This window comes from Streptomyces rectiverticillatus (genome assembly GCF_013394065.1).
Classification (GTDB): Bacteria; Actinomycetota; Actinomycetes; order Streptomycetales; family Streptomycetaceae; genus Streptomyces; species Streptomyces rectiverticillatus.
On the sequence record NZ_CP040752.1, the window covers coordinates 4217964 to 4237337 of the forward strand.

The window sequence follows — 19374 nt, forward strand, 5'->3', positions numbered from 1 at the left end:
GCCTGCACCGCGGACGGGCGTCTCGGCCTGCACCGCGGACGCGCGTCTCACATAGCGGAAAAACTGTCCGCCCCCTGGAGGGCGGGCGTAGTCTCGAAAGACGCCGACACGTCGATACGCCGACGCGGCGCCACACACTGCGAGGAGTGGAGCAGGATGCCCGAGCTGAGGTCCCGCACCGTCACCCACGGCCGCAACATGGCGGGCGCCCGCGCCCTCATGCGGGCCTCGGGCGTAGCGAGCGAGGACATCGGCAAGCCGATCATCGCCGTGGCCAACTCCTTCACCGAGTTCGTCCCGGGCCACACCCACCTCGCACCGGTCGGCCGGATCGTCTCCGAGGCGATCAAGGCGGCGGGCGCGGTCCCGCGCGAGTTCAACACCATCGCCGTCGACGACGGCATCGCCATGGGCCACGCCGGCATGCTCTACTCGCTGCCCTCCCGCGACCTCATCGCCGACTCCGTCGAGTACATGGTCGAGGCCCACTGCGCCGACGCCCTGATCTGCATCTCCAACTGCGACAAGATCACCCCCGGCATGCTGATGGCCGCCATGCGCCTCAACATCCCTGTGGTCTTCGTCTCCGGCGGCCCCATGGAGGCCGGCCAGGCCACCCTCGTCGACGGCACGGTCCGCAAGCTCGACCTCATCAACGCCATCGTCGACGCGGTCAACGAGAACGTCTCCGACGAGGACGTGCTGCGCATCGAGGAGAACGCCTGCCCGACCTGCGGCTCCTGTTCCGGCATGTTCACCGCCAACTCCATGAACTGCCTCACCGAGGCCATCGGCCTCTCCCTGCCGGGCAACGGTTCCGTCCTCGCCACGCACACGGCCCGCAAGGCCCTCTACGAGAACGCCGCCCGCACGGTCGTCGAGATCACCAAGCGCTACTACGAGGACGGCGACGACTCCGTCCTCCCGCGCAACATCGCCACCCGCGCCGCCTTCGACAACGCCATGGCCCTCGACATCGCCATGGGCGGCTCGACCAACACGATCCTGCACCTGCTCGCCGCCGCCCAGGAGGCCGGGCTGGACTACGACCTCGGCGATATCGACGCCGTCTCGCGCCGCGTCCCCTGCCTCGCCAAGGTCGCCCCGAACGTCGCCCCCGGCGGCACGTACTACATGGAGGACGTGCACCGCGCCGGCGGCATCCCCGCCATCCTCGGCGAGCTCTACCGCGCGGGCCTCCTCAACGAGGACGTGCACACCGTCCACTCGCCCGGCATCAAGGAATGGCTGGAGGCGTGGGACGTGCGCGGCGGCTCGCCCACCCCCGAGGCTGTCGAGCTGTGGCACGCCGCCCCCGGCTGCGTCCGCTCCGCCACCGCCTTCTCCCAGTCCGAGCGCTGGGAGTCCCTCGACGTGGACGCCGCGGGCGGCTGCATCCGCGACGCCGCCCACGCCTACTCCAAGGACGGCGGCCTGGCCGTCCTCAAGGGCAACCTGGCGGTCGACGGCTGCGTCGTGAAGACGGCCGGCGTCGACGAGTCGATCTGGACGTTCGAGGGCCCCGCCGTCGTCTGCGAATCGCAGGAGGAGGCGGTCGACAAGATCCTCTCCAAGGGCGTGCAGGAGGGCGACGTCGTCGTCATCCGCTACGAGGGCCCGCGCGGCGGCCCCGGCATGCAGGAAATGCTCTACCCCACGTCCTTCCTCAAGGGCCGCGGCCTCGGCAAGGCCTGCGCGCTCGTCACCGACGGCCGCTTCTCCGGCGGCACGTCGGGCCTGTCGATCGGCCACGCCTCGCCGGAGGCGGCGTCGGGCGGCACGATCGCCCTCGTGCAGGACGGCGACCGCATCCGCATCGACATCCCGAACCGCTCGATCGAACTCCTCATCGACGAGCCCGAGCTCGCGGCCCGCCGCGAGGCCCTCGGCGGCACGTACGCCCCGAAAAACCGCGAACGCAAGGTCTCGGCGGCACTGCGGGCCTACGCGGCGATGGCAACGAGCGCGGACCGGGGCGCAGTGCGGGACGTCAGCCTTCTGGAAGGCTGACGGGCCTGAGCGGACGGCCGGGTTTGCCCGGCGGCCGGGTCCTGAGGGCTGCTCGGCACCGCCGGAAGCGTTGTCGGCGGGTTGCTCGCCGCTGCGGCGGGACAAAGGCGCTGCCGGCAGCTCGTAACCTGCTGGCACTGCCGGCCGTCGGCTACGACGGCGGCAACCGGCACCATCCTTCCGCCGCGATGGCGCGCGGCCACGATGGTGGTGATCGGCGGTGCCGGTCCGGGCTCGGGCGGTTGTCGGTTGGCCGGCAGTCGACGCTGTGCTGCTGCGTTGTGCAAGGGCGTGGAGCGCAAGGGGCCGGCATCATGCTTTCCGCCGCGGCGGTGCTCGACCACCGCGGTGGTGACCGGCGGTGCCGAAACGGCCCTCGTCCATCCCGTACCCCCCGCAGGGGTCAACGCCAGCGCGACGGATCCCGGGCGCTGACCGCGAACACCGTTCCGTCCGGCGCCGCGCCGAAGACCCGGCCGTCCGCCGCGACCGGTGCCGGCAGCAGATCGAGGTAGCCGCGCCCGGCCCGGGTCAGGCGGGGGGACGTCTGCCCGAGCAGCGTCCCCTTGGCCGTGCCGACGGCCAGCAGCCGTCCGTCCGCCGCCGAGAAGTACACCCGGTCACCGTCGGCGGCGACCAGCGCGGACGCATTGGCCACGGACGTGTCCAGCCGCCACAGCTGCCCCCGGCGCTCAGCCGTTCCCACCGCCGTCAGCCCGCCGTCCGTGGACAGCAGATACACCGCATCACCCCGGGCCGCAGCGACCGCGCTCGCAACGTTGAGCGGCGTGGCGAGCGGCACGCGCGTCTCGCGCCGCGTGCCCGGCTCGTACCGGACGACGGCCACCACCCGGTTGTCCTTGTCGGGAGCCGTCAGCAACAGCGCACCGTCCGCCCCGGCCCCGGCCCCCACCGCGGTCAGGTCGCCGTCCGCCGTCCGCTCCCACAGCGTCGTCCCCCGCACCGGGTCGACCGCGAGGATCCGCGTGCGGTGACGGCCCTGACCGGCGGGCGCCACGGCGTACACCGGCCCCCGGCCGTAGAACGAGAAGACCGGCTTGGACCGCTCCGGCAGCCCCAGCCCGTGCCGCCAGCGCTCCTTGTTCGTACCGCCGTCGACGGCCGTCACCGTGCCGTCGGCGGCAACCAGCAGCACGGTGTCGCCCGCGTGGTACACCCGGCCGCGGTACGCGGACACGTCCCGCGTCCAGCGCGGCTCACCGTTCGCCGGGTCCAGCGCCGACAGCCGCCCGCCGTCCCCCGACAGGACGTGGACGAGACCGCCGGAGATCACGGGGGCGGGCACAGGAGCGGTGGAGGCAGAGGCCGAGGCGGGACCGGAGGCGGACCTGGAGCCTCCGTCGCCGGCGCTCCTCCGCCAGGCGACCTTGCCGTCGTCGGCGTCGATACGAGCCGCCTGCACGCCCCGCGCGGAGCAGTACAGCGCATCCCCTCCGTACACACAGGCCCCCGCCCGCACCGTGCCGTCCCCCGCCGCGCCCTCCGGCACGGACGTCTCCCACGGCCGCCAGTCCGCCGAAGCCACGGTGGGCCGCGTCTGCAGCGGCCGGTCCGCGTCACCGCTGCGGCTCAGCGCCCACGTCCCGCCGGCGACGAGCGCGGCGGTCGCGACGCCGGCGGCGACGAGCCACATCAGACGCCGCCGCCGAGGGAGGGGAGAAGCCGGGGTAGCGGAAGCGGAGGAGGGAGAGGAGCAGGGAGAGGGAGAGGACGGAGAGTCCTCACGAGCCTGAGGGACACGGACATGCGTCGGCACGGACGCGTCCGGCGCGGCCGCCTCGACGAGCCGCCCCCCGTACTGCGGAACCCGCGGCAGCCGAGCCATGATCTCGTCCGGCGTCGGCCGCTGCTCCGGCTCCTTCGCCAGGCAGTCCCGGATCAGCGGTACGAGATCGGCCGACACCCCCGTCAGATCCGGCTCGGTGTGCACCACCTGGTACGCGACGATGTACGGGCTCTCCGACTCGAACGGCCCCCGCCCGGTCGCGGCGTGCACGAGCAGCGAGGCCAGCGCGAACACATCCGCCGCCGGTCCCACCTCGCGCGGCCGCTGGAACTGCTCCGGCGCCATGAACGGCGGCGTACCGATCAGCTTCCCGGTCTCGGTCCGCAGCTCGCTGTCGTACGGGCGCGAGATGCCGAAGTCGATGACCTTGGGCCCGTCCTCGGCGAGCAGCACATTGCTCGGCTTGAGATCCCGGTGCACGACGCCGGCCCGGTGGATGTCCCGCAGCGCCTCCGCCAGCCCGGCCGCCAGGCGCCGCACCTCCGCCGGCCCGAGAGGCCCGTTCCGCTTCACGCGCTCGGAGAGGGTGGGGCCGGGAATGTAGAGGGTGGCCATCCAGGGCCGCTCACCGTCGGGGTCGGCATCCACGAGGGGCGCGGTGAACGCACCGCTCACGCGCCGCGCGGCCGCGACCTCCTGCCGGAACCGCGCCCTGAACTCGGGGTCCTCCGCGTATTCGGCGTGCACCACCTTGACCGCGAGCCGCATTCCGGAGGAGGAGCGGGCCAGGTGTACGACCCCCATGCCGCCGGAGCCGAGACGCCCTTCCAGCCGGTATCGGCCGGCGAATTCCGGATCCTCCGCTTCCGGGCCCGTCCCGGCACTGCGCAGCGGCGGCATTCCCCCACCCCCGTTGTCTGTCGGCCGCGAAGTGCGCGGCGTCCGGAGCCTAATCGATGGCATCCGGCAATCCCGGGAAGCCGTGCCGCGCCTTGCTAGCCTGCACTGCACATGACATTGCATGTCTTTGATCTACACAGCACCGATCAACACGTCATTGATCGACGGTGAACGCTCAAGCGGGGGAGAAGCCGAATGACCACCATCTACTACCCGGTCGCTCCGGGCGAGCAGGTCAACGTACGCCGTGGCCCGAACACCGGCAGCCAGATCGTCCGCGTCCTCCCGGAGGATTCCCGCGTCGCGATCCGCTGCCAGACCCGCGGGGAAACAATCACCGGCCCCTACGGCACCACCGACATCTGGGACAGCATCGCCCCCGGCCAGTACGTGTCCGACGCGTATGTGAAGACGGGCAGCGACGGCTTTGTGGCCATCCGCTGCTCCTGACGGCGTCTCCTGAGGCCCCGGCGGCCCCTGACGGCTCCTGACGGCTCCTGACCTCGGCCGGGATAATCGAGGCATGAGCGAAGAGCCGGAAGGACCTCAGCCGGAACCGATCAGGTTCTTCGGCACCACGTGGCTGAATCACGACGGCGGGTACGCCCTGCGCCGCGTCGGCGCGGGCCTCGGCGCGCTTGCCGCCGCCGCGGCGGGCGCACTGGTCCTGCGCTTCGGCTACGAGGGCCTGGCCATCGCCCAGGTGGGCGGCCTGGTCAACGCCATGGTGGTCGTCGCGTTCGCGGTGTGCAGCGCCCTGGCCTTCCGCCGCACCTGGGAACGCTTCGGCCGCCGCCCCGACCCCGGGGCCGACCCCCACGCCGAGCGGTCGATGCAGAGCCTGATGATGATCGGCTTCGTCGGCGCCCTGCTCGCCTACGCGCTCCGCACACTCAAGGAAGCCCCCGGCGAGCAACTCCACCGCCGGGAGTACGAGGAGGCCGTCGCGAGGTACGAGCGGCGGGGCGAGCGGAAGCGCCGTCGCAAGCGCTAGGGGGGTGGCAACACGGCCCCCAAACCTCGTGTAGTGTTCTCCGAGTTGCCGCGGGGTCCGCAAGGACGGCGGGGCAGCCACTCGAGCCGCACCGGCGGCAATCACCACTGCACGGCCCCTGAACGGGATGGATTTCGGCCTGCCGAAATTCGGACTGTGAAGGCCTCGGACTCCGATTAGGAGTCACCGGGGAAATCCGCTAAAGTAGTGATCACGCCGGAAGGCGCGAAACAACCCCGCTCCAACAGGGGGCCGGAAACGGAATTCGGACCGGAAACGGGCCGGAAAACGGATCTGGTAAGGTTGGAAACAACGAAGGGAAGCGCCCGGAGGAAAGCCCGAGAGGGTGAGTACAAAGGAAGCGTCCGTTCCTTGAGAACTCAACAGCGTGCCAAAAGTCAACGCCAGACTATAAAATACCCCGTCCTCGGTCAGTTTTGACCGGGACGCGGTTCCTTTGAAAGTCCTGCCGGTCCTTCGGGATTGCGCAGGCAACACAGCGAGGACGCTGTGAACGACCGGGATTATTCCTCCTGGTCGTTCCGCTCAACGCGAGTGTCACACCCGATTACGGGTAAACATTCACGGAGAGTTTGATCCTGGCTCAGGACGAACGCTGGCGGCGTGCTTAACACATGCAAGTCGAACGATGAAGCCCTTCGGGGTGGATTAGTGGCGAACGGGTGAGTAACACGTGGGCAATCTGCCCTGCACTCTGGGACAAGCCCTGGAAACGGGGTCTAATACCGGATACGACCGCTGACCGCATGGTTGGTGGTGGAAAGCTCCGGCGGTGCAGGATGAGCCCGCGGCCTATCAGCTTGTTGGTGGGGTAATGGCCTACCAAGGCGACGACGGGTAGCCGGCCTGAGAGGGCGACCGGCCACACTGGGACTGAGACACGGCCCAGACTCCTACGGGAGGCAGCAGTGGGGAATATTGCACAATGGGCGAAAGCCTGATGCAGCGACGCCGCGTGAGGGATGACGGCCTTCGGGTTGTAAACCTCTTTCAGCAGGGAAGAAGCGAAAGTGACGGTACCTGCAGAAGAAGCGCCGGCTAACTACGTGCCAGCAGCCGCGGTAATACGTAGGGCGCAAGCGTTGTCCGGAATTATTGGGCGTAAAGAGCTCGTAGGCGGCTTGTCACGTCGGATGTGAAAGCCCGGGGCTTAACCCCGGGTCTGCATTCGATACGGGCAGGCTAGAGTTCGGTAGGGGAGATCGGAATTCCTGGTGTAGCGGTGAAATGCGCAGATATCAGGAGGAACACCGGTGGCGAAGGCGGATCTCTGGGCCGATACTGACGCTGAGGAGCGAAAGCGTGGGGAGCGAACAGGATTAGATACCCTGGTAGTCCACGCCGTAAACGTTGGGAACTAGGTGTGGGCGACATTCCACGTCGTCCGTGCCGCAGCTAACGCATTAAGTTCCCCGCCTGGGGAGTACGGCCGCAAGGCTAAAACTCAAAGGAATTGACGGGGGCCCGCACAAGCAGCGGAGCATGTGGCTTAATTCGACGCAACGCGAAGAACCTTACCAAGGCTTGACATACACCGGAAACACCTAGAGATAGGTGCCCCCTTGTGGTCGGTGTACAGGTGGTGCATGGCTGTCGTCAGCTCGTGTCGTGAGATGTTGGGTTAAGTCCCGCAACGAGCGCAACCCTTGTCCTGTGTTGCCAGCATGCCCTTCGGGGTGATGGGGACTCACAGGAGACTGCCGGGGTCAACTCGGAGGAAGGTGGGGACGACGTCAAGTCATCATGCCCCTTATGTCTTGGGCTGCACACGTGCTACAATGGCCGGTACAATGAGCTGCGATACCGCGAGGTGGAGCGAATCTCAAAAAGCCGGTCTCAGTTCGGATTGGGGTCTGCAACTCGACCCCATGAAGTTGGAGTTGCTAGTAATCGCAGATCAGCATTGCTGCGGTGAATACGTTCCCGGGCCTTGTACACACCGCCCGTCACGTCACGAAAGTCGGTAACACCCGAAGCCGGTGGCCCAACCCTTGTGGAGGGAGCCGTCGAAGGTGGGACTGGCGATTGGGACGAAGTCGTAACAAGGTAGCCGTACCGGAAGGTGCGGCTGGATCACCTCCTTTCTAAGGAGCATATGGCCGACTGCGAGCGAATGACTCGCACGGTTGCTCATGGGTGGAACGTTGACTATTCGGCACAGTCGTGAGGGATCACTAGTACTGCTTCGGCGTGGAACGTGAATCCTGAGGGGCTGGGCCGGGCACGCTGTTGGGTATCTGAGGGTACGGACTTCGGTCCGACCTTCGCGATGCCGGCCCCAGTGCACTCTGACCGTTTTGGTTGGGGGTGATGGGTGGCTGGTCGTTGCTTGAGAACTGCACAGTGGACGCGAGCATCTGTGGCCAAGTTTTTAAGGGCGCACGGTGGATGCCTTGGCACCAGGAACCGATGAAGGACGTGGGAGGCCACGATAGGCCCCGGGGAGCTGTCAACCAAGCTTTGATCCGGGGGTGTCCGAATGGGGAAACCCGGCAGTCGTCATGGGCTGTCACCCGCTGCTGAACACATAGGCAGTGTGGAGGGAACGCGGGGAAGTGAAACATCTCAGTACCCGCAGGAAGAGAAAACAACCGTGATTCCGGGAGTAGTGGCGAGCGAAACCGGATGAGGCCAAACCGTATGCGTGTGATACCCGGCAGGGGTTGCGTATACGGGGTTGTGGGATCTCTTTTTCATAGTCTGCCGGCTGTGAGACGAGTCAGAAACCGTTGGTGTAGGCGAAGGACATGCGAAAGGTCCGGCGTAGAGGGTAAGACCCCCGTAGCTGAAACATCAACGGCTCGTTTAAGAGACACCCAAGTAGCACGGGGCCCGAGAAATCCCGTGTGAATCTGGCGGGACCACCCGTTAAGCCTAAATATTCCCTGGTGACCGATAGCGGATAGTACCGTGAGGGAATGGTGAAAAGTACCGCGGGAGCGGAGTGAAATAGTACCTGAAACCGTGTGCCTACAAGCCGTGGGAGCGTCGCGCATCGAGCTTGCTCGGTGCGTCGTGACTGCGTGCCTTTTGAAGAATGAGCCTGCGAGTTTGCGGTGTGTTGCGAGGTTAACCCGTGTGGGGAAGCCGTAGCGAAAGCGAGTCCGAATAGGGCGATTGAGTAGCGCGCCCAAGACCCGAAGCGGAGTGATCTAGCCATGGGCAGGTTGAAGCGGAGGTAAGACTTCGTGGAGGACCGAACCCACCAGGGTTGAAAACCTGGGGGATGACCTGTGGTTAGGGGTGAAAGGCCAATCAAACTCCGTGATAGCTGGTTCTCCCCGAAATGCATTTAGGTGCAGCGTCGTGTGTTTCTTGCCGGAGGTAGAGCACTGGATAGGCGATGGGCCCTACCGGGTTACTGACCTTAGCCAAACTCCGAATGCCGGTAAGTGAGAGCGCGGCAGTGAGACTGTGGGGGATAAGCTCCATGGTCGAGAGGGAAACAGCCCAGAGCATCGACTAAGGCCCCTAAGCGTACGCTAAGTGGGAAAGGATGTGGAGTCGCAGAGACAACCAGGAGGTTGGCTTAGAAGCAGCCACCCTTGAAAGAGTGCGTAATAGCTCACTGGTCAAGTGATTCCGCGCCGACAATGTAGCGGGGCTCAAGCGTACCGCCGAAGTCGTGTCATTCCAGCATGAGGGCCAACGCCCGCTGGGATGGGTAGGGGAGCGTCGTGTGCCGGGTGAAGCAGCCGCGGAAGCGAGTTGTGGACGGTTCACGAGTGAGAATGCAGGCATGAGTAGCGATACACACGTGGGAAACGTGTGCGCCGATTGACTAAGGGTTCCTGGGTCAAGCTGATCTGCCCAGGGTAAGTCGGGACCTAAGGCGAGGCCGACAGGCGTAGTCGATGGACAACCGGTTGATATTCCGGTACCCGCTTTGAAACGCCCAATATCGAATCCATTAATGCTAAGGCCGTGAAGCCGCCCTGGACCCTTCGGGGAAAGGGGAGTGGTGGAGCCGCTGACCCAAGGTGGTAGTAGGTAAGCGATGGGGTGACGCAGGAAGGTAGTCCAGCCCGGGCGGTGGTTGTCCCGGGGTAAGGGTGTAGGCCGTGTGGTAGGCAAATCCGTCACACGTTAAGGCTGAGACCTGATGCCGAGCCGATTGTGGTGAAGTGGATGATCCTATGCTGTCGAGAAAAGCCTCTAGCGAGTTTCATGGCGGCCCGTACCCTAAACCGACTCAGGTGGTCAGGTAGAGAATACCGAGGCGTTCGGGTGAACTATGGTTAAGGAACTCGGCAAAATGCCCCCGTAACTTCGGGAGAAGGGGGGCCATTTCCGGTGATGAGTCTTGCACTCTGAGCTGGGGGTGGCCGCAGAGACCAGCGAGAAGCGACTGTTTACTAAAAACACAGGTCCGTGCGAAGCCGTAAGGCGATGTATACGGACTGACGCCTGCCCGGTGCTGGAACGTTAAGGGGACCGGTTAGCTCCATTTCGGTGGGGCGAAGCTGAGAACTTAAGCGCCAGTAAACGGCGGTGGTAACTATAACCATCCTAAGGTAGCGAAATTCCTTGTCGGGTAAGTTCCGACCTGCACGAATGGCGTAACGACTTCTCGACTGTCTCAACCATAGGCCCGGTGAAATTGCACTACGAGTAAAGATGCTCGTTTCGCGCAGCAGGACGGAAAGACCCCGGGACCTTTACTATAGCTTGATATTGGTGTTCGGTTCGGCTTGTGTAGGATAGGTGGGAGACTGTGAAGCCGTGGCGCCAGCCATGGTGGAGTCGTCGTTGAAATACCACTCTGGTCGTGCTGGATGTCTAACCTCGGTCCGTGATCCGGATCAGGGACAGTGTCTGGTGGGTAGTTTAACTGGGGCGGTTGCCTCCTAAAGAGTAACGGAGGCGCCCAAAGGTTCCCTCAGCCTGGTTGGCAATCAGGTGTTGAGTGTAAGTGCACAAGGGAGCTTGACTGTGAGACCGACGGGTCGAGCAGGGACGAAAGTCGGGACTAGTGATCCGGCGGTGGCTTGTGGAAGCGCCGTCGCTCAACGGATAAAAGGTACCCCGGGGATAACAGGCTGATCTTCCCCAAGAGTCCATATCGACGGGATGGTTTGGCACCTCGATGTCGGCTCGTCGCATCCTGGGGCTGGAGTCGGTCCCAAGGGTTGGGCTGTTCGCCCATTAAAGCGGTACGCGAGCTGGGTTTAGAACGTCGTGAGACAGTTCGGTCCCTATCCGCTGCGCGCGTAGGAGTCTTGAGAAGGGCTGTCCCTAGTACGAGAGGACCGGGACGGACGAACCTCTGGTGTGCCAGTTGTCCTGCCAAGGGCATGGCTGGTTGGCTACGTTCGGGAGGGATAACCGCTGAAAGCATCTAAGCGGGAAGCCTGCTTCGAGATGAGGACTCCCACCCACTTGATGGGGTAAGGCTCCCAGTAGACGACTGGGTTGATAGGCCAGGTGTGGAAGACCGGTAACGGTTGGAGCTGACTGGTACTAATAGGCCGAGGGCTTGTCCTCAGTTGCTCGCGTCCACTGTGTAGGTTCTGAAGTAACGACCTGTGTCATTGCCGGGTTGGTTAACTTCATAGTGTTTCGGTGGTCATAGCGTTAGGGAAACGCCCGGTTACATTCCGAACCCGGAAGCTAAGCCTTTCAGCGCCGATGGTACTGCATGGGGGACCGTGTGGGAGAGTAGGACGCCGCCGAACAATTTTTAGAGAAAGCCCTGGTGGGAACCTTGAGTTCCCGCCGGGGCTTTTTCGCGTTTCCGGGCGGAATCGCTTTTATGCCAGACGGTCCAGGCTCTCTTTCTCCACCGCCCCCAGCAGCGGCTCACCCCTCGCCCACCGCCCGGCCTCCTCCACCGCATACGTCCCCAGCCGCCTCCCCTCGCTTCCCTGAGCGCCGGCGATATGGGGTGTCACCAGCACATTCGGCAGCCGGAAGAGTGCGTGTCCCCTTTCCAGCGGCTCCGGGTCCGTGACGTCGAGCCAAGCGCTCAACCGCCCCGACCTGCACTCCCGTTCCAGGCCCTCGGTGTCGACGATCGACCCCCGTGCTGTGTTGATGACCGTGCCGCCGTCCGGGATGAGGGCCAGGTGTTCCGCGTCCAGCAAGCGGTACGTGTCCGGTGTCGCGGGAGCGTGGACCGTTACGATGCCGGCGGCGCGGCAGACGTCGGCCAGGCGGTCCACTCGTTCCGCACCCAGGCGTGCGGCTTCCTCGTCCGTTACATACGGGTCGTAGAGCAGCACCCGGTATCCGGCAGTGGAAGCCTGTAGGCCGGCGATGACCCGGCGGCCGATACGGGAAGCACCGAGGACACCGACGGTCCGGCCGTCGGCGCCCTGCCGGTCGCGGAAGGCCGGCCAGTGGCCACCTGCGTATGCGGCAGCCGCCGGCAAGGCTCCCTTCGCTGCGAGCCCGATGGCTGCGAGGGTGAATTCGGCCACCGGTCCCGCATTGGCCTCCGCCGCCGAGGAGACGACGAGCCGCCGTTCCCACACCGCCTCGGTCACCAGTTGCTTTACTGAACCCGCCGCGTGGACGACGGCCCTCAGCCGCGGCGCACCGTCGAGGACGGCCTTCGTCAGCGGCGGGCACCCCCACCCCGTGACGAGGATGTCCACGTCGCCCAGCCCGGCCGGGCGCCCGGGGAGCCCAAGCCCACCGAGCGCCGGAATCACCCGTACCTCACGTCCCGTCAACTCTCCCAGCCGCTGCCGCAGATCAGGCGGCAGGACGACCGGCAGTTCATCCGCCCCCATGGCCACGGCCACGCCGACCCCACACGCCCGTTCATCCGTCATGCGCACCCCTCTGCCCGCCCGTCAGAGAGCGAAAACACATTGCTCGTGCCGTCCGTCCGGGGTGACGATCAAAGGATGGAGCACATCATCAGGCCTGTGCAGGCGGGCGATTGGGAGAAGTCCAAGGAACTGCGGCTGACGGCGCTCTTGGATCCCGTGGCGTCCATCGCTTTTCTCGACACCTACGACAAGGCCGTCGAGCAGCCCGACAGTTATTGGCAGGAGCGGGCGCGGGCGAGCTCCGAGGCGTGCCGCGTCATCACGTTCGTGGCGGAGGGGCCCGACGGCAGCTGGGACGGCACGGTCACCGTCCTCGTCGAGGACCCGGAGGCGGAGGAAGGCGCCGTCTTCGGCGGCGCTCCGCCCGTGCCGCAGACGCACATCGTCGGGGTCTTCGTCCGTCCCGAGCGGCGTGGGGCCGGCCTTATCCAGGCGCTTTTCGACGCCGCCGTCGAGTGGTCCTGGGCCCTTTCCGAGCCGCGCGTCGAGCGCATACGTCTCTTCGTCCACGAGGACAACGGCCGTGCCATGGCGGTCTACCGCAAGGCCGGCTTCGAGCCCACCGGCACGACCATCCCGATGCAGGGCGACCCCGAGGCCAAGGAGTACGAGCTCGCGCTCGCTCGTCCCGCCGCTTGATGAATTCCTGCACCGGCCTTCGCTCCCGCCTCCGTCAACGCACCCGCACCCGCACCCGCACCCGCACCCGCACTCGCGCCCGTATCCGGATCCGTAGCCCCTGGGCCGTGGACGCCCTGATCGCGGTCGTGGTGCAGGCCGCCGTGACCATCCCCTTCGTCGTGCCCCGCTCAGCGGACGTGCCGCCCGCCACCTGGGCGTTCTACGGGATGACCACGCTGTCCGTGCTGCCGCTGCTGTGGCGCAGCCGGGCGCCCCTGACGTGTCTGCTGGCGATCACCGTGGCCGGGTTGGCCTATCTGCCCATGGACGGGCCGGGGCAGCCGATGCCGTACAGCCCGCTGGTGGCCATCTTCACGGTGGCCGCGCAGGCGGGGGTGCGGCAGCGGCGGGTGACGGTCGTGATCGGGGTGCCGGTCGTGGCCGTCGCGGTGGCCCTGCGGACGAATACGGCCCGCGAGTACCTCTTCGCCTTCTTCCTCTTCTCCATGGTGTACGCGCTCGGAGTGCTGGCGCGTACCCGGCAGGCGTACACGGAGGCCGTCGAGGCGCGCGCCGCGGAGCTGGAGCGGGCCCGGATCGTGGAGGCCGAGCGGGCCGCCGAGCGGGAACGGGCGCGGATCGCCCGGGAGATGCACGACATCCTGTCGCACGCCGTCAGCCTGATGGTGGTGCAGGCGGAGGCAGGGCCCCTGGTCGTACGGTCGGATCCCGACCGGGCGGAGGCGGCGTTCGATGCGATCGCCGGGGCCGGGCGGGACGCGATGGTGCAGCTGCGGCGCATGCTCGGTGTGCTGAAGGAGGAGCCGGGGGAGTCGGGGGAGCCGGGGGATCGGAGGGGCCTGAGCGGGCCGGCTCCGCAGCCCACCCTGGACGGTCTCGACGCCCTGGTCGGGGAGGTCCGGCGGGCGGGGCTGTCCGTGGTCCTGCTGACGGAAGGGGAGCCGCAGCCGCTCGCCGCCGACGCGCAGGTCACCGTCTACCGCGTGGTGCAGGAGGCGCTGACGAACGTCCTCAAACACTCCGACGCGCGCTCGGTGTCCGTACGCCTTGCCTGGCAGCAGGGTGACCGGCAGCAGGGTGACCGGCAACGGGGGCTGTCCGTCACCGTGACCGACGACGGTACGGGCGTCTGCAAGCCGGGGGGTGCGGGCAGCGGAAGAGGCCTGATCGGCATCCGGGAGCGGGCCGCCGTGCACGGCGGGACCGCCTCGGCCGGGCCCGGTCCGGACGGCCGCGGCTTCCGCGTTTGCCTGGAGCTGCCCGTCGTGATCTCCTCGCCTGCGGAGGTGGGGGCGGCGTGACGATCCGTGTGGTGGTGGCGGACGACCAGGAACTGGTGCGCAGCGGATTCGCGATGATCCTGTCCGCCCAGCCGGACATCGACGTCGTGGCGGAGGCCGGGGACGGCGCCGAGGCCGTGGCGGCCGTGCGGCGGCACGCGCCCGACGTCGTCCTCCTCGACATCCGCATGCCGCGCATGGACGGCATCGAGGCGGCCCGCACGATCTGCGCGGAGACCGGCTGCCGCGCCGTCATGCTCACCACCTTCGACCAGGACGACTACGTCTACGAGGCGTTGCACGCGGGGGCCAGCGGGTTCCTGCTCAAGGACGTGCGGCGCGACGACCTCGTGCACGCGGTGCGGGTCGTGGTCGCCGGCGACTCCTTGCTCGCGCCGTCCGTGGCCCGCCGCCTGGTCGCGGACTTCACGAGCCGCGGGCAGGCCGCCTCGACCGGGCCGGAGCTGGGGGCGCTGACCGCGCGCGAGCGCGAGACGCTGGTCCTCCTGGGGCGCGGGCTGTCGAACGCGGAGATCGCGGCCGAGCTGGTGGTCAGCGAGCACACGGTGAAGACCCACGTGAGCAACGTGCTGTCGAAGCTCGGGCTGCGGGACCGGATCCAGGCGGTGATCTGCGCGTACGAGAGCGGGCTGATCGCTCCCGGTGGCTGACCGCGCCGCGCAAGGTGTGTGCGTCCCTCCCTCGTGCGACGGAGGCGGACAGCACTGAATACCCCTCGCTTCGGCGATCCGCCGGCCTGCGCTGCTCACGAGGATGGACTCCGTCGTAGAGATGCAGCTGCAGTGATGCAGCTGCAGTGATGCAGCAGTCCTCAGGGGGAGACCACCGTGCGCCGTACCCGAATCGCCGTCCTTGCCGCGACCGTCGTCGCCCTGGGGGTGACCGCGGCGGGGCCCGCCGCGGCAGTCGTCACCAGTGGCACCCCTGGCGCCAGTGACGCCCATGGCACCAGTGCCACAGGCGCCCGCACTGCCGCGCTCGCCAAGGCCGCTGCGCTCCGGAAGGCGATCGACGGACTGCCGGCCGCCGACGCCACCGCCGCGCAGGTCCGCTACAAGGGCGAGGACCTGCACTGGAGCGGGGCGGCGGGCCGGGCCGATCTGCGTACACACAGGCCGGTCAAGGGCGACGAGCGCTTCCGCGCGGGCAGTATCACCAAGACGTTCACGGCGGCCGTCGCCCTCCAGCTCGTCCACGAGAAAAAGCTGGACCTCGACGGCATGGTGCAGCACTACCTGCCCGGCCTGCTGCCCGCCCACTACCCGGACGTCAAGGTCCGGCAGTTGCTCGACTACACGAGCGGCCTGCCGGGCGGGGACACCCGCGAAGCGCCGAAGAGCCCCGGCTGGGACAAGGGCCGCTACACCACCTGGGACCACCGCGCGCTCGTCCAAGCAGGCTTCGGCAAGCCCATGGAGTTCACCCCCGGCACCCGGCAGCACTACTCCAACATCGGCTACAACGTACTGGGGCTGCTGATCGAGAAGGTCACGGGCCGGACGTACGAGCAGGAGCTGCGGGAGCGGGTGATCGACCGCGTCGGCCTCAAGGACACCTACAGCCCCGGGACGGACCCTCGTATCAAGGGCCGCCACACGCACGGCTACGAGGCGATCAAGGACGCCGGCGGCGGGACCCGGCTCGTAGACACCCGGCTCGTCGACACCCGCCTCGTCGACACCACCGAGTGGAACCAGTCCGAGACGTGGGCCTCCGGCGACCTCATCACGACGACGGCCGACCTGGAGCGCTTCGCCTCCGCCCTCTTCGCCGGGCGCGTCGTGCCGCAGCAAGAGCTGAAGCTGATGTTCACCGTGCCCGAAGTGCCCATGTACGGGAGCTCGAGGCCGGCTGTGTACTCCAGCGGCCTCACGCGCATCCAGCTCGTCAAGGACGGCCCGGTCTACTGGGGCAAGTCCGGAAGCCGTTACGGGTACCTCAGCGGCTTCGGGTCCACGCAGGACGGGACGCGGTCGCTCGTCTACTCGGTGAACTCCACCGATGCGAAGGGGGACGCCGCGGCGGCTCCGGACTCGCGCATCGGCCGGATCATCATGGCGGGCCTCGGCGAGCCCAGGGCCTAGCCCACGGCCTGGCTCACGGCCTGGCTCACGCCCAGGGTCCGGTGATCAGCCTGCCTCGTACGACCACCGAGGCGATCCGGCGTACGGCCGTGATGTCGCGCAGCGGGTCCGCGTCCAGGACGACGAGGTCCGCTGCCCGGCCCGGCTCGACCGTGCCGATCTCGTCCGCGAGGCCCAGTGCCTGCGCGGGCCCTGCCGTGGCCGCCCGGAGCGCCTGCGCGGCGCCGAGGCCCGCCCCGGCCAGCTGCTCCATTTCCTCGTGGAGGCCGTCCGCGTGCGTACTGCCGGCGAGGACCGGGACCCCGCGGCGGTGCAGCTCCGCGACCAGGTGCAGGCGGTGGGCGCGGATCCCCCGGAGGTACGGGGTGTCCGTTTCCCGGTCCTCCAGGGACCGGTGCGCGGCGAGGGACGGGGCGACCCAGGTGCCGTTCGCGGCCAGGCGGTCGAAGAGCCGGTCCGCGCGGTCGGGGTAGTAGGACCGCACGGCCGTCCACTCCAGGCGCCGGATCCGCCGGAGCCAGTCGCGGTACCGGCCGGGGTGGCCGTCGATGCGTGCGAGGTCGTGCCGGATCTCCTCGTCCCGGGTGGAGGTGGCCAGCAGGAGTGCGTAGAGGTGCTCGACGATCCGCTGCCCGGCGTCGGACGCCTCCGCGAGGGGCACCGCGTCCGGGCAGTGACCCCCGTACGGGATGTGGCGGATGCGGGCCTCCTCGGCCAGGGCGAGATACGCCGCCCGCGACAACCGCGGGTGCACGCCTACAAACGCCGCGCCGCCGGCCGCGGCCCTGCGCACGGCCCGGCGGGCCGCCGCCTCGTCGCGCGCTTCGACGGACCCCGGCCACAGGGCGGGCGGGCCGTCGACCGGCGGGCTGCCGGGTCCGATGACGGTCGTCACCCCTTTCCGTGCGGATTTCCGTGCGGAAAGCCGTGCCGCAGTCGCAGCCTCTCCTGATGGCCTGTCCGCTCCGATGCCGCTGCCGGACACATGCGCCGCGATCAGGCCAGGGATGACGTACTTGCCGCGGAGGTCCATCACGCGGGCGTCCGGGGGCTCCGGGACCTCGGCGGTCCGGCCGACCGTCGCGATGCGGCCGTCGCGGACGAGGACCGTCATACCGGGGTGGGGCGGCCGGACACCGGGAGCCGCGATCAGCGTCGCGTGGGTGAGGGCGAGGGGTCTTGCCGGGCCGCCGTGCGGTTCCTCGGCCCAGGCTTGCCGGTGCTCCGTGCCGCCGAGGGCGAGCGCGCTGCCGCATGCGGCCGCACCGCCGAATGCGGCCGTACCGCCGAATGCGGCCACGCCGCCCAGGAACCGGCGCCTGCCGGGGATCCACGACCCTGCGTCCTGTTCCTCCGGCATCCGTCCGCCTCCTGGCTAGCCGACGAGGGCGCGGTGCGGCCACCGCGCGCGGGCCTGTTCCTCGGAGCGCATGAGCGCGAACGTCGGCAGACCCTGGGCCGTGCCCTCCGCGACGAGATCCGGGAGGGCGGGCGCGGGCGCGACGGCGGCCACGTCATCCAGCACCAGGGTCAGTGGTGGGTCGAGCCGACCGGCAGATGACCGTCCGGCCATGCCCCGGCCGCGCTCGACCACGCTTGAGACGAGTGCGGTCAGCAGGGGCATCGCACCCGGGCGGGTGCGGGGATCCTCAATCGCCTCACCCACCACGTACAGGGTTCCCCCCTCGGCTACAAATGATTCCCAAGTCAGGGAATCGGTCCGATTTGGATTGCATGCATCGCGGACGTGGACGGACGACAGCGCGCCGAGCGCACGTGCGGTCAGCTCCTGCGCGACTTCGCGCCGCTGGGGGTGCCCGGTGAGCGCCGACTCCAGCTCGCCGGCCGCGCCGCCCGCCGCCTTGACGTGCGTCCGCAGGATCCGCACGGGCTCGTGCGCCGCCGTGCCCTGTGCCCAGCGCAGCACCTGGCGGAACGGCCGGCCGTCCACGGCGGCGGCGTGCAGCCAGCAGCGCAGCAGCGTCTCCGCGGTGTCCGCGGTGGCCGAGTCGAGGGCACTGAGCGGGCGTACGGGCGCGAGCAGGGCGGCCGCGCGGGCGGCGGCGGTCTCCCGGGCCGTGCAGCCCGCGACGGGGGACCAGCGGAGGCGGTCCGGGGTGTCGAGGAGGTGGCTCGGGTCGAAGACGTGCACGGGGCCGAGCTTGGCGCGGGCGTCCTTCGTACCGGACCACAGCCCGGCGTCGCTGGTGGTGACCAGGACGGGCCCCGCGGCCTCCAGTACGGCCTGTGCGGCGATGTCGCCGCGGTCGGCGCCGTAGAAGACACCGGGAGCGAGGGCGCCGGAGGCGAGGGGGCCGGACGCAGGCGCGCCGACCGGGTCCGCGGGCCGGGGCGAGCGTGGGGCGGGCACGGCGACGGGAACGGGAGAGGGGGCTACCTGCTCAATCGCCGGGCCGGCCGCCGCCTGGCCGGCCGCCTGGTCGGCCGCCGAGCCCGGTGCCGCACCGGAAGCCGAACGAGGCCTCTCCACCAGGGCCAAGGCATCCGCCCGCCGCCGCGCCCGTACCGCCTTCCACCGTGCCACCGTCCCCACGACGAAGACGCCGAGGACGACGAGCACGAGGAGTTCGCCGATCATGAGGCCCCAGAAGAGGCCGTAGCCGGAGAGGCTGCCCGCCGGGGTGTCCGGCCAGGCGGCCGGGAGGTCGCGCGGCTGCGTCACCAGGTGCCGCAGGGCCAGGGGCGTACGGGTGAGGGTGACCGCCTCCGGCCAGGCGCCGTGGGCGAAGAGGGCGGCCAGGCCCGTCGTCGCCCACACCAGCAGCGTCATGCCCAGCAGCAGCACGATGGCCGCCATCAGCATCCCGTCCGGGATACCGCGCTCCGGTCGTCTTTCGCCCATGGATCCTGCCCCCGCCCCTGCTCCCGCTTCCGCCCC

11 protein-coding genes and 3 rRNA genes are annotated in these 19374 nt (G+C 68.4%); 10 read left to right on the top strand and 4 right to left on the bottom strand.

Annotated features, from left to right (window positions below):
* Positions 1 to 156 precede the first annotated feature (156 nt).
* Complete coding sequence (gene ilvD / locus FGW37_RS18410) at positions 157 to 2010, top strand: dihydroxy-acid dehydratase (protein WP_179082043.1); 1854 nt, start codon at positions 157 to 159, stop codon at positions 2008 to 2010.
* 403 nt (positions 2011 to 2413) lie between these two features.
* Here ilvD and FGW37_RS18415 read toward each other — a convergent pair whose 3' ends face one another.
* Positions 2414 to 4657, bottom strand: coding sequence for a protein kinase domain-containing protein (locus FGW37_RS18415; protein WP_179082044.1), 2244 nt, complete (start codon positions 4655 to 4657; stop codon positions 2414 to 2416).
* A 195-nt stretch (positions 4658 to 4852) separates the two neighbouring features.
* Here FGW37_RS18415 and FGW37_RS18420 point away from each other — a divergent pair, with 195 nt between their 5' ends.
* From FGW37_RS18420 to rrf, 5 genes are all read left to right on the top strand, one after another.
* The gene (locus FGW37_RS18420) at positions 4853 to 5107 is read left to right on the top strand and encodes an SH3 domain-containing protein (RefSeq protein ID WP_246430438.1); all 255 of its coding nucleotides are present in this window, start codon (positions 4853 to 4855) and stop codon (positions 5105 to 5107) included.
* A 73-nt stretch (positions 5108 to 5180) separates the two neighbouring features.
* Complete coding sequence (locus tag FGW37_RS18425; RefSeq protein WP_179082045.1) at positions 5181 to 5651, top strand: hypothetical protein; 471 nt, start codon at positions 5181 to 5183, stop codon at positions 5649 to 5651.
* Positions 5652 to 6232: 581 nt separating this feature from the next.
* Positions 6233 to 7756 (top strand): 16S ribosomal RNA (locus FGW37_RS18430).
* A gap of 277 nt (positions 7757 to 8033) precedes the next feature.
* Positions 8034 to 11156 (top strand): 23S ribosomal RNA (locus FGW37_RS18435).
* Positions 11157 to 11230: 74 nt separating this feature from the next.
* A 5S ribosomal RNA gene (rrf, locus tag FGW37_RS18440) occupies positions 11231 to 11347 on the top strand.
* The 16S, 23S and 5S rRNA genes sit together here, the layout of an rRNA operon.
* Positions 11348 to 11422: 75 nt before the next feature.
* Here rrf and FGW37_RS18445 read toward each other — a convergent pair.
* Positions 11423 to 12448, bottom strand: a complete 1026-nt coding sequence (locus tag FGW37_RS18445; protein WP_246430439.1) for a hydroxyacid dehydrogenase — start codon at positions 12446 to 12448, stop codon at positions 11423 to 11425.
* A gap of 75 nt (positions 12449 to 12523) precedes the next feature.
* Here FGW37_RS18445 and FGW37_RS18450 point away from each other — a divergent pair, with 75 nt between their 5' ends.
* From FGW37_RS18450 to FGW37_RS18465, 4 genes are all read left to right on the top strand, one after another.
* The gene (locus FGW37_RS18450; protein ID WP_179082046.1) at positions 12524 to 13087 is read left to right on the top strand and encodes a GNAT family N-acetyltransferase; all 564 of its coding nucleotides are present in this window, start codon (positions 12524 to 12526) and stop codon (positions 13085 to 13087) included.
* Complete coding sequence (locus tag FGW37_RS18455) at positions 13087 to 14391, top strand: sensor histidine kinase (RefSeq protein WP_179082047.1); 1305 nt, start codon at positions 13087 to 13089, stop codon at positions 14389 to 14391. Before FGW37_RS18450 ends, FGW37_RS18455 begins: the two co-directional genes overlap by 1 nt.
* Positions 14388 to 15041: a response regulator gene (locus FGW37_RS18460; protein ID WP_179082048.1), complete on the top strand. Its 654-nt coding sequence runs from the start codon at positions 14388 to 14390 to the stop codon at positions 15039 to 15041. Before FGW37_RS18455 ends, FGW37_RS18460 begins: the two co-directional genes overlap by 4 nt.
* A 177-nt stretch (positions 15042 to 15218) precedes the next feature.
* On the top strand, positions 15219 to 16475 hold the full coding sequence (locus FGW37_RS18465) for a serine hydrolase domain-containing protein (protein WP_179082049.1): 1257 nt from the start codon (positions 15219 to 15221) through the stop codon (positions 16473 to 16475).
* 25 nt (positions 16476 to 16500) lie between these two features.
* Here FGW37_RS18465 and FGW37_RS18470 read toward each other — a convergent pair whose 3' ends face one another.
* The gene (locus tag FGW37_RS18470) at positions 16501 to 17835 is read right to left on the bottom strand and encodes an amidohydrolase family protein (RefSeq protein ID WP_179082050.1); all 1335 of its coding nucleotides are present in this window, start codon (positions 17833 to 17835) and stop codon (positions 16501 to 16503) included.
* A gap of 15 nt (positions 17836 to 17850) precedes the next feature.
* Positions 17851 to 19338 (bottom strand): type VI secretion protein, encoded by a 1488-nt coding sequence (locus tag FGW37_RS18475; RefSeq protein WP_179082051.1) that lies wholly within the window; start codon positions 19336 to 19338, stop codon positions 17851 to 17853.
* Positions 19339 to 19374 lie beyond the last annotated feature (36 nt).